This is a genomic window from Paenibacillus mangrovi, assembly GCF_022898935.1.
Lineage (GTDB): Bacteria > Bacillota > Bacilli > Paenibacillales > Paenibacillaceae > Paenibacillus_AQ > Paenibacillus_AQ mangrovi.
Genome location: NZ_JALIRP010000003.1, coordinates 74876 through 86327, shown reverse-complemented (window position 1 = coordinate 86327; position 11452 = coordinate 74876). Strand labels below are relative to the sequence as shown.

The window sequence follows — 11452 nt, the reverse complement described above, 5'->3', positions numbered from 1 at the left end:
CAGTAGCCGGAAGGAGTCTGAGATGACGAACATCGAGCCGCAGACTGAATCAGCAAGTCTTCTTTGGTTGGATCAGACCTGGAGTAAGATTTGCGGAAAGGTCGAGAACATGTGCGAGTCGATCGGTGCCGATTTTCCATACGCCTCGTATCATGGCAAGTATAATCGGGAGGAGGCGGATTGGTGGACCAACGGTTTCTGGCCAGGACTATTATGGCTGGTTTATCGTGAAACGAAGAATGATCGTTTAAGGGAAATCGCCGCGCTTACGGAAACGAAAATGGATCTGGTTCTGTATGACTTTTACCCGCTCCATCACGACGTAGGCTTTATGTGGAGCCCGTCTTCCGTCGCACAATATAAACTGCTTGGCAGCGAAGATTCCAGGCGGCGCGCCTTGACCGCAGCGAGTCACCTGGCAGGACGCTTCAACCCGATGGGCCAGTTCATTCGGGCATGGAATCAGCCGGAACGCGTTGGCTGGGCGATTATCGATTGCATGATGAACTTGCCTTTGCTGTATTGGGCAAGCGAGGAAACAAGTGATCCGCGTTTTCGTCATATCGCCAAGCTGCACGCAGATACGACGCTGCGCGAATTTCTCCGTCCTGACGGGTCGGCTCACCATATTGTCTGCTTTGATCCGGAGACGGGGGAGCGCCTGGAGGCACTTGGCGGCCAGGGCTATTCACCGGATTCCGCGTGGTCACGCGGCACTGCATGGGCCATTTATGGGATGGCTTTGAGTGCTCGTTATACCGGAGATGTTCGCTATATCGATGCGGCCAAGCGTTCCGCCCATTTTTTCCTCGCGAATCTTCCGGAGGATGGGCTGCCGCCTTGGGATTTTAGGGCGCCATGGGAAGAAGGAATGGCCATGGATTCCACGGCCTCGGCTTGTGCGGCAAGCGGCATGCTGGAGCTTAGTTTATTAGTGCCGCCAAGTGAAGCTTCCTTGTATCGAAATGTTGCTGAAAAGCTGCTTCGCAAGCTGGACGAAAGATGTTCGGCTTGGAGTGATCCGAATGAAGAAGCGATTCTTCGGTTCGGTACAGCCAATAGCCCCCGAAATACACATGTGAATGTGCCTATTATTTATGGAGATTATTTTTTTGCGGAAGCTATTGCCAAGCTGCGCGGGATCAAAGACACGTTCTGGTAAGGGGATGTTACACCTATGAAACGTTTACTGTATTATTCCCAGATTCGGTGTGACTCTGAGAGCGAGTTCCGCCGAACGGTGAATGCGGATATGGAGTCGCTTCGAAGGGATTGGGCTGTTCAGGGACTATCGGATGTTTCCATCTTTGTTTCACAATTATATGTGTTTATTTATGCGGAATCAGCCCATCTTTCAGAACAAGCAGAGTGGCGATGGCCGCAGCATTACAGCCGATGGCTGGAATCATGGCCAGCGAATCCGCTAAGCAAGGCTGAAATTGAAGCTACAGCCCGGCTTGAGGTACCTTTAATCGATATTTATCACGATGGGGTGCCTTCAGATTATGATACATGGAGGAAAAACCGCCAAATTGACGAGCGAATCGGCTCGATTGCTTGTTTGCGGCCTGAAATGGCGGCAAGTTATATATACTACCACTTTCAAAGGCAGGAAGAAGCGGAGCCAAGCTTCAATGAAACCTATATGATCGGGCTGTTCGGCACGCTGATTTTCTCGTATCATGAATTGCCGAGCTTGGTTAGTGAACATACACGCCAGGGGCTTCTCAATACGCAGCAAACACCCAGCAATTGGCATGAAGTGATGCAGCCGCATTTTATACCTTGGACAGATGAAGCGGGCAGAGATTTTCCGTGGATGCGGATGGAGAGAATCAATGGAAGCTTGTGAATAGAGGAGAATGACTAGGGGAGCAGATCATGTGCTCCCCTTTTTTTTCTTATTCTATACCGGCAAAAGTGCCGTAGACCAGAAATATGTTTAGCAGGGACAGAATAATGGCTATGGTCCAGGACAGATATTTGACCCAAGCGGGATTGGCGAATTCGCCCATCCGTTTTTTGTCGCTTGTGAATATCGTGAGCGGGATGATCGCAAACGGTAATTGTATACTCAGGAACACTTGCGTATACAGAAGCAGCTGTTCAACCGCATTTTCCTTACCGCCGAACATAATGACGCAAATAATGACTGGAATTACAGCGATAACCCGCGTAATGATTCTGCGCATCCAGGCAGGCATTTTCATTCGGATAAAGCCTTCCATGACAATCTGGCCGGACAAGGTTCCTGTAATGGTTGAATTCTGACCAGAAGCGAGCAGGGCTACAGCAAAAAGGGTACTGAGTAGTGGACTCGCAATGGCTCCTACGATAGCGTTATCGGAAAGCGCGTTGTACAAATCCGTAAATCGGCCCAGATCACTTGTTGACCCGAAGAACATGGCCGCCCCCAGTACCAGCAGCAGGCAGTTGATCACGAATGCGACGCTGAGCTGAAGGTTCGAGTCGATAGTCGCAAAACGAACGGCTTCTTTTTTGCCCTCTGGTGTACGTGCGAACTGACGTGTTTGCACTAAGGAAGAGTGCAGATACAAATTGTGAGGCATGACGGTTGCCCCGACGATTCCGAGTGCGATCAGCAGCATGCCGTTATTAGTCGCTATTTCCGGGCTAGGAATGAAGCCTTTAAGCATAGGACCGATACTTGGATTGGACAAGAGCACCTCATAGAAGAAAACGACAAAAATGGTAAGAATCAGCGTGACCACAATCGCTTCGATTTTGCGGAATCCGACTTTAGCCAGCAATAACAGTAGTAGTACGTCCAATGTGGTGATCAGTACACCAATCAGGAGCGGGATTTTAAACAATAGCTCCAGCGCTACCGCACTTCCGATGACCTCGGCAATATCGGTCGCCATGATGGCGAGCTCCGTTAAAATCCATAGAACAACGGCAACAGGCTTGCTCGTAGCTTGGCGTGTAGCCTGGGCCAGGTCCATTCCGGTAACAATCCCCAGCTTGGCGCACATGCTCTGAAGCAGCATGGCAATCAGACTGGACAGCAGAATAACGCTGAGAAGGGTATATCCAAATTGAGCCCCGCCTTGTATGGAGGTTATCCAGTTTCCCGGATCCATATAACCGACGGCGACCAGAGCGCCAGGGCCGCTGTAGGCGGCTAGCTTTTTCCAGAAGCCTGCATTCTTCGGAAGTGAGACGGTATTATTGATTTCTTCAAGACTCTGCCCGTTTGCAGGACTAAACACATGATTAGTATGCTGTGATGTTTGTTGGAGTGGAGTTGAGCTTCCCATAATAATTCCCTTCATTCTATTGATAGTTTGTATGAATGATATATTCACATTTTGCCCTCGGTAAACATTTTTGTCAATAGTAAATATATTTTTATAGAGTAAATTAGTTTTCCGGTATGCAAGAATGGCGATTGTTAAAATGGAAGGAAGATGTACTTTGAGCAGAACGTTATGAGGGATATCGAAAAAAGGCGGCACGTACGTCATGAAGACGAACGGCCACCTTTAAGTGATTTAATGATTGGATGCCTGCGGCTTGGCGCCGAAGCCCCGCTTGAGCAGGAGCGATGTCGAGATTTTCGCGCAGTATAAGGAGACGGCTACAAAGACAAGACTCCAGATCAGCGCCGGCACATGTGTGACTTGAGCCAGATTGGCCGCGTCGCCTGCAGCGCTTGGGTTATAGAGAGATATCTTTAAAATGACGAGCGGACTGATGACAGACTCGACCAGGCAGATAAAAGCAATCAAGATATAGTAGCCGTTCTTCAGCCATGGCGGAGCCATGAAAGCAACCAGACAGCTGAGGATAGCGAAGCCAATGCACCAGACCAAGCCATAGCTGTTGCGAACAAACAGCAATGCCGCGATGGCTGCCAGCACCATGACGATGATGAGTCCGGCTTGTTCTTTTCTTTTGGCATAGAGGTAAAACAGCAGCAGGGCAAACAAGGCAGAGCCGATGTAACCGGCAAGCGAGATCGGGATGGACATCCAGTTCTCGGCAAAAATGGAGTGTGTGACTCCGCTTTGATTGCTGTATAGATAAATAACCATGACTTTCCCCGATAATACGAGCGTAACCAGCGCATGCGACAATTCATGGACAAGTGTATCCACATTCCGGAAAAACGCGGAGAATGGCACAAAACGAGTCAAAATGCTGGTCAGCACGACGAGCAGGATCATTTTTAACCAAGCTTGAATGGTTCTCCCCTCATTTCTCTTCGTGTTGCTTCTATCTTACCTGTTGCCGCCGATAAAAACCAGTTTGAGTCATCTTAGGGTAACTCTCAGTATTAATTGGCAGCTGACGACCCTTGCCGGATCTCATATCATTTATTCCATAATAAAGAAGTTTGAATTCGATTAAAACACTTGCTTTCATTATCCATATCCTGGTAATATAACAGATAATTAAATACCCGTAATAAAAGCGATGAAAAGAAGAGTACCGCGGTGACGCCTTTGAACAGAGAGCTCCGGAAGCTGAAAAGGAGCAAAGGATAACCTACGGGAACATGGTCTTGGAGCTGCGCACCGAATCCAGATACGGATGTAGGCTGTGCCGGAACCCCGCATCCGTTAACGTGCTAAGGTATAACCGTGCAGCTTCTTTCCGCGGCGTACCTGATGAGGTGAGTGCCGTGAGGCATGAATGAATTTGGGTGGTAACACGTGAGTATGATGCTCTCGTCCCTTTGGGGACGGGGGCTTTTTGTATTTACGTAAAAAAGGGAGGAAGAACAATGGCACATATTTTTATCGGCGGGGCATGGCCCTATGCCAATGGTTCACTGCATTTGGGAAGGCTGGCGAGCTTGCTGCCGGGCGATGTGCTCGCACGCTATTTTCGCGCCAAGGGAGATGAGGTCTTGTACGTTTCGGGCAGCGACTGTCATGGAACGCCTGTAGCCGTTCAGGCGGCGCAGGAAGGAATTGAACCAGGCGAGTTTGCGGGGCGCTACCACCAGGAGTTCACTGAATGTTTTGCCAAGCTTGGATTCAGCTATGATCTATATACGCGTACGGATCAGCCGGCACATCACGAGACGGTACAGGAGCTTTTTGTAAAGTTGCTGGAACAAGGGTACTTGTATCCGAAAAAGGTTCTGCAAACCTACTGCGAAGTGGATCAGCGCTTCTTGCCTGACAGGTATGTGGAAGGAATATGCCCGGTATGTGGGGAGCGCGCGCGGGGAGACCAATGCGATTATTGTTCCACACTGCTCGATCCCTCGGATCTGAAGGAGCGGACCTGCAAGCTGTGCGGAACGCCCCCGGTAGAGCGGCTTACCGAGCATTATTACCTCGCGTTATCCAAATTCCAGGAGGCATTAACCGCGTATGAAGGCCAGGCAAAGGGCTGGCGGGATAATGCCGTCCAGATGACCAGGCGCTACCTGAAGGAAGGACTGCAGGATCGGGCAGCCACTAGGGATCTAGCTTGGGGAGTCGACGTTCCGCTGCCGGGTTTTGAAGCGAAAAAAATCTATGTATGGATCGAGGCCGTCAGCGGCTATCTCTCGGCCAGCAAACAGTGGGCAGTCGAAACGGGCGGAAGCTGGGAGACTTTCTGGCGGGAGGAAGATCACGGGAATATTACCGCTTACTATGTTCATGGAAAGGACAACATCCCCTTTCACACGCTGATATGGCCCGCGATTCTGCTGGGAGTTCAAGGGCTGCATTTACCGGATCATATCATTTCCTGCGAATACCTGACCCTTGAAGGCAAGAAGTTCTCGACCAGCCGGAACTGGGCGGTATGGGCATCGGATCTGCTGGCCCGGTATCAGCCGGATTCCATCCGCTATTTTCTGATCGCAAACGGACCGGAGAACCGTGATGCCGATTTCTCCTGGAGAGAGTTCATTTACAGCCATAACGGCGAACTGCTTGGTGCCTTCGGCAATTTTGTGCATCGGACGCTTGCTTTTATCTGTAAGTCGTTTGATGGAAAGGTTCCTGCAGGAAAACTCCCGGACGAATGGAAAGAAGCCGTTACGGCGTTGTATCAAAGCTCGGGCAGCCGTACCTCCGCCGGGAACTTCAAGGATGCCCTAGAGGGCATATTCCTTTTTGTACGCCGGGCCAACAAGTATTTCGATGACGAGAAGCCATGGCTGCAGATCAAGGACAACCGCGAAGCTTGCGGTGCCACTCTGCATAACTGCGTGCAGATCATTGCGAATCTAAGCAGCCTCCTCGAACCGTTTTATACCGTTTGCCTGTGAGGAGATCAGAGGATTCTTGTCGTTGCCGAAGCCGTCCTGGCAGCCTGTACTGGTGCCCGAGGGTAGGGAAATCCGCAAGCTGAAACTGCTGTTTGAACGGATTGATACGGCACTGATTGATGAGGAAACCGAGCGTCTACAGAAAAGCTAGTATTGTAAGTTTTGTTGAAAATTTTTCTGAAAATATATTGACATTTACATGATCTGCAGTTAAATTAAACGATGTATTAAACGATGTTTAATTTAAATTTTATATATATTGGAGAGGGGGACGGAACCCGCCTTGATAAAGGATGACAGCTCAGAACATACCACTGGAGTAGATACGAAGATGGACATATTAAACGCTACCGTCGAGCTGATTCGTGAGGAAGGGGTCGGATGTGCGACACTGCGCAGGATTGCCGAGAAGGCAGATATCAATTTGGCGCTCGTGAATTATCATTTTGGCTCCAAGGAGAAGCTTCTCTCCAAGGCGATCGGCAAACTGGTCGCAACCTTTGACGATGCCTTTGCCGTACTGGATGATGAATCTCAGGAGCCGATTGAGCGGCTGAAGCTGTTTTATTACCGCTATCTCAGCCATTTGCAGCAGTATCCCGGTCTTGCCAAGGAAATAATGGATCAGAGCCGTCTGATTTGCTGCTCACAGCATGAATTTGCACGTTACAGCAAAGTCATGAAAACAGAGAAGATGATCAGCACGTTAAGGGAAATCACACATGAATCTGATGAAACCGTGCTAAGCGGCATGATGGTTCAGCTCCATGGTGCGGTTTTTTATCCGGTGATCATGAAGTCTTATATGAATGCGGCTGGAGATGAACCTGCGCCGGAAATTCATCTGCCTGAGCTTAAGCAGCAGATCGAGATGCTGTTCAGCCTTTATTTTCACAAATACAAACAGAGCTGAATACAGCCATCCTCAGTTTTGAAAAATATAAAAAACATATAGAAATGAGTGGAGAAAACTATGTCTAAACCATTGGCGGGCAATCCCGCCATAGAGGAAGCGCCGTTCTCGCTGAAGGCGATTCTTCCGCCGCTTCTGGCTATTATTGTTGGCATGATCATGGTTATTTTGGATGGAACGGTCGTGAATGTGGCGGTTCCGAAGCTGGTGGAATTTTTCCACAGCGATTTGAAAACTATTCAGTGGGCGATTACTGGTTATACGCTTGCCCTTTCGGCGGTTATCCCGCTTGCAGGCTGGATGACGGACCGCTTTGGCGCCAAGCAGATTTTTGTAACTACCGTCATTTTGTTCGTGATTGGGTCGGCGCTTTGCTCTTTTGCTCAAACTCCAACCCAGCTCATTATTTTCCGCGTGCTTCAGGGTCTCGGGGGAGGCATGGTAGCTCCGATCGGGATGGCGATGGTGTTCAAGCTGGCACCTCCGGATCGCCGGGGATCCATTATGGGAATGCTCGGGGTTCCGATGCTGCTTGCGCCAGCCCTTGGTCCGGTACTTTCCGGATGGCTTGTTGAATACGCCAACTGGCGCTGGATTTTCCTGATTAATGTACCGATCGGCGTGATTGCCGTTATTTTGGGAATTGCTTATCTGCCTAAAGCAGACCACAACGCACCGAAACAGTTGGATCTGCTGGGCATTATTCTGGCTCCAATCGCGTTCTCTATGCTGGCTTACGGCGTAAACGAGGGCGGTAGCGTGTCCTGGACCTCTACAGGAGCTGAAGTCGGTCTTCTCGTGGGTGGAGTCGCATTGATTCTGTTTATCATCGTGGAGCTCGTTCATAAAAATCCGCTGCTTGAGCTGCGGGTATTCCGCTCTTCCGATTTCACCCGGGGAATTATCCTCACATGGATCATGCAGGCTTCCTTGTTCGGCAGTATGCTGTTTGTTCCGCTGTACCTTCAGAACATCCGCCAGTTTACGCCTTTGGAAACCGGTCTAATCCTACTTCCGCAGGCGCTGTGCTCGGGAATCGCTATGCCGATCGGCGGCAAATTCTATGATAAATACGGTGCCCGCCCAGTCGCTTTTATCGGTTTGATCATTATTGCTGTGATGCTGTTCCTGCTCGGCCACATTGACGCGAATACTTCGCTTTCTACGATTATGCCGATTCTGGGCGGAATGGGATTTGGCATGGGCTTATCCATGATGCCGCTGAATACCCATGTGCTTAACGCGGCACCAAGGCAGATTGTAAGCCGCGTCACTTCGCTGACGTCTGCACTGCAGCAGGTGGTTGTATCCTTTGCTGTCGCAGGTATGACCGGATATCTTACCAGCCGCGTCACTCATCACATGACAGAAGCAGGTAAGGGAGCAAATCCGCTGACGGCTGCAGTGTCTGGATTTGATGACGTATTTTATCTATCGGCATGCTTGGCCGTTGTGGGCGTCGCCCTTTGCCTCATCCTCCGTAAACCGAAGGAGACGGCCGTGGGGTCCGAAGAGGAAGGCAATCCGGATCCGTCACTGATGATTGGACATTAAACCATAATCATATGGAAGAGCCCGGAGACTGTTTCGATCGAAACGGCCTCCGGGCTGTTTTTTCATGGCTTGCATTTTTCTAAAACGGTGTTGAAACCTAAGCTACTAAAATTCCGTATAAGCATGTTAGTGAATTATATATGATAAATTTATAAGGAGAAATGCATCAATGGAAAGTGACAGGTATATTTTAAATTTAGTATTGGTTGCTATATTGATCGGGCTGTCGGCCTTTTTCGTGGCGGTGGAATTTGCAGTGATCCGCGTCCGATCGAGCCGGGTCGATCAGTTGATTGCTGAAGGACGTAAGGGTGCAGGATCAGTAAAAAAGGTGCTCGCAAACCTCGACGGTTATTTATCCGCCTGCCAGTTAGGGATTACGATTACATCGCTCATTTTAGGTTTCCTCGGGGAACCGACGGTGGAGAAAATTCTTCACCCTTTGTTTGAAAAATGGCATTTTTCCGAAGAAGTAAGCTCGATTTTATCTTTGGTCATCGCCTTCGTTGTGATCACCTATTTGCATGTGGTTATTGGGGAGCTTGCGCCGAAGACCATAGCGATCCGTAAAGCGGAAACCATCGCACTTTGGTTCTCGCCTCTGATCATTTGGTTCAATAAAATCATGTACCCGTTTATCTGGCTGCTCAACGGTTCGGCGAATCAGCTGGTGCGTTTGTTCGGCATTCAGCCGGCCTCGGAGCATGAGGAAGCCCATTCCGAGGAAGAGCTGCAGATTATTTTAAGTGAAAGTCTTGAAGGCGGAAAAATTAACGACAATGAATTCGGATATGTCAGCCGGATCTTTGCGTTTGACAATATGCTGGCCAAGGAGATCATGGTTCCGCGCACCGATATGATCTGCCTCGATAAGAACAAGTCGCGGGAAGAAAATATCGAAGTCATTAAAGAGCAGCAATATACCCGTTTTCCTCTGATCGACGGCAGCAAGGACAACGTGATCGGCATTATCAATACGAAGCAGTTCTTTCTGGCTTATGAGGATAACCCACATGTCGATGTGGCCACGCTGATCCTTCCGATCATGGCTGTTTCAGAGGTCACTCCGGTCAATGTGCTCCTGCAGCGGATGCAGAGCGAAGGCACGCATATGGCGCTGCTGATTGATGAATACGGCGGCACTTCGGGCATCGTGACGATTGAGGATATCATCGAGGAGATCGTGGGAGAGATCCGCGACGAATTCGATACCGATGAAGAGGATGAGATGAAGGAACTGGAAGAAAATCACCTAATTGTCGACGGGATGGTATCCGTATCAGAGATCAATGATTATTTCAATCTCGATATCGATACCAAAGAATGGGATACCATCGGTGGATGGCTGTACAGCCAGAACAATGAGATGGAGGAGAAGGATACCTTCATGCAGGACGATGTGGCGTTTATCCTTCTGGAAAGGGATCATAACCGTTTCTGTAAGCTGGAAATTATTAAGAAAAGGGGAAACGAGGAATAAATTATGGATAATTCTTCCCTGAATTGGGCGAGCCGCTTCAAACGGTTTTTCCTGAATAACCGTTTTGTATTGTTTCTCCTGGTTCTGCTCTTGATTGGCCTCAACATTATGGTGCTCAGCAAAATATCATTTATTTTTTATCCGGTCATGGTGCTGTTGAGTACAATAGTACTTCCAATCATCCTCGCGGGAGTCGCGTACTATCTGCTGAATCCAATCGTGGATTTCCTGGAAAAACACAAAGTAGGGCGGATTCAGTCCATTTTGATGCTGTATGTACTCATTATCGGGGTTATTACCGTGCTGCTCACGCTTGTCATACCGGTCATCCGGGATCAAATCATGGACCTGGTGAACAATTTTCCGTCATACATCGAGATGGTGCGAGTACAGTTTGAGCATTTGATGGGCAGCAATATGATTAATCACTTCCAGGATTCCATTAACTTCGATCCGCAGGAAGTCATTAAGACGATTTCCGATAAGGCAACCACCTTCCTGAACAAAACCTGGATGGGAATCGGCGGCTTTGTCGGCGGCCTGATCGAAGTGGTGCTGGCGATTGTGACCGTTCCGTTTATCCTGTTCTACCTGCTCAAGGACGGCAAAAAGCTCCCGGGCTTTATTCTGGGCTTCGTACCTACGAAGCTGCGCGGCGAGACGAACAGGGTGATGAGCGAAATGAACCATCAGATCAGCTCTTACATCCGCGGTCAGATCATCGTCAGCTTCTGTATCGGTGCGCTTCTGTTTGTCGGATACATTATTATCGGCCTGAAGTATTCGCTGATTCTGGCTATCATTGCCGCCTTCACGAGCGTAGTGCCTTACCTGGGACCGGCCATTGCGATAACGCCGGCCTTGGTTGTGGCCATGGTTACATCGCCGATGATGCTGTTGAAGATGCTTATCGTCTGGACGGTTGTGCAGCTGATCGAAGGGAAATTTATTTCACCTCAGGTTATGGGCAAAACGCTCAAGATTCATCCAATTACAATTATTTTCGTTATCCTGACCAGCGGCAACCTGTTTGGCGTCGTCGGCGTTCTGCTGGCGGTTCCGGGATATGCCGTTCTGAAAGTCATTGTTTCTCATGTCTATCAATGGTTTAAAGTGCGCTCCCGCTTGTACGAGGAAGGAGCCATTGAAGCCGGAGGTATAGATTAACGGAGATGAATCACCCTAAGACCCTCTGCATTTGCAGAAGGGTCTTTTTCAATATAAACCATTGTAATTCCACCTAGGGCGTGTGATAATGGGATGTTCG

General features: G+C 49.2%; 8 protein-coding genes and 1 pseudogene. 7 read left to right on the top strand and 2 right to left on the bottom strand.

Features of this window, described 5'->3' with window-relative positions; all coding sequences use genetic code 11:
• The first annotated feature begins 22 nt into the window (after positions 1-22).
• On the top strand, positions 23-1162 hold the full coding sequence (locus MUG84_RS08585; protein WP_244723694.1) for a glycoside hydrolase family 88 protein: 1140 nt from the start codon (positions 23-25) through the stop codon (positions 1160-1162).
• 15 nt (positions 1163-1177) lie between these two features.
• On the top strand, positions 1178-1852 hold the full coding sequence (locus MUG84_RS08580; RefSeq protein WP_244723682.1) for a hypothetical protein: 675 nt from the start codon (positions 1178-1180) through the stop codon (positions 1850-1852).
• A gap of 49 nt (positions 1853-1901) precedes the next feature.
• Here MUG84_RS08580 and MUG84_RS08575 read toward each other — a convergent pair whose 3' ends face one another.
• Together MUG84_RS08575 and MUG84_RS08570 are read right to left on the bottom strand one after the other, a co-directional pair.
• Entirely contained in the window at positions 1902-3281 is a 1380-nt protein-coding gene (locus MUG84_RS08575; RefSeq protein ID WP_244723679.1) for an Nramp family divalent metal transporter, read from the bottom strand.
• A gap of 234 nt (positions 3282-3515) precedes the next feature.
• On the bottom strand, positions 3516-4190 hold the full coding sequence (locus MUG84_RS08570) for a M50 family metallopeptidase (protein ID WP_244723676.1): 675 nt from the start codon (positions 4188-4190) through the stop codon (positions 3516-3518).
• Positions 4191-4750: 560 nt separating this feature from the next.
• Here MUG84_RS08570 and metG point away from each other — a divergent pair.
• The 5 genes and pseudogenes from metG to MUG84_RS08545 all read left to right on the top strand — a co-directional run bounded on the left by metG (position 4751) and on the right by MUG84_RS08545 (position 11352).
• Positions 4751-6389: pseudogene (gene metG, locus MUG84_RS08565) on the top strand (methionine--tRNA ligase).
• A 132-nt stretch (positions 6390-6521) separates the two neighbouring features.
• Positions 6522-7151: a TetR/AcrR family transcriptional regulator gene (locus MUG84_RS08560; protein ID WP_244723673.1), complete on the top strand. Its 630-nt coding sequence runs from the start codon at positions 6522-6524 to the stop codon at positions 7149-7151.
• Between the two features lie 60 nt (positions 7152-7211).
• Positions 7212-8705 carry an MDR family MFS transporter gene (locus tag MUG84_RS08555; protein WP_244723669.1) on the top strand — a complete coding sequence of 498 codons (1494 nt, stop codon included), beginning with the start codon at positions 7212-7214 and terminating at the stop codon, positions 8703-8705.
• Positions 8706-8874: 169 nt separating this feature from the next.
• Positions 8875-10185, top strand: a complete 1311-nt coding sequence (locus MUG84_RS08550) for a hemolysin family protein (RefSeq protein ID WP_244723666.1) — start codon at positions 8875-8877, stop codon at positions 10183-10185.
• A gap of 3 nt (positions 10186-10188) precedes the next feature.
• The gene (locus MUG84_RS08545) at positions 10189-11352 is read left to right on the top strand and encodes an AI-2E family transporter (RefSeq protein ID WP_244723663.1); all 1164 of its coding nucleotides are present in this window, start codon (positions 10189-10191) and stop codon (positions 11350-11352) included.
• The last annotated feature ends 100 nt before the right edge of the window (positions 11353-11452 follow it).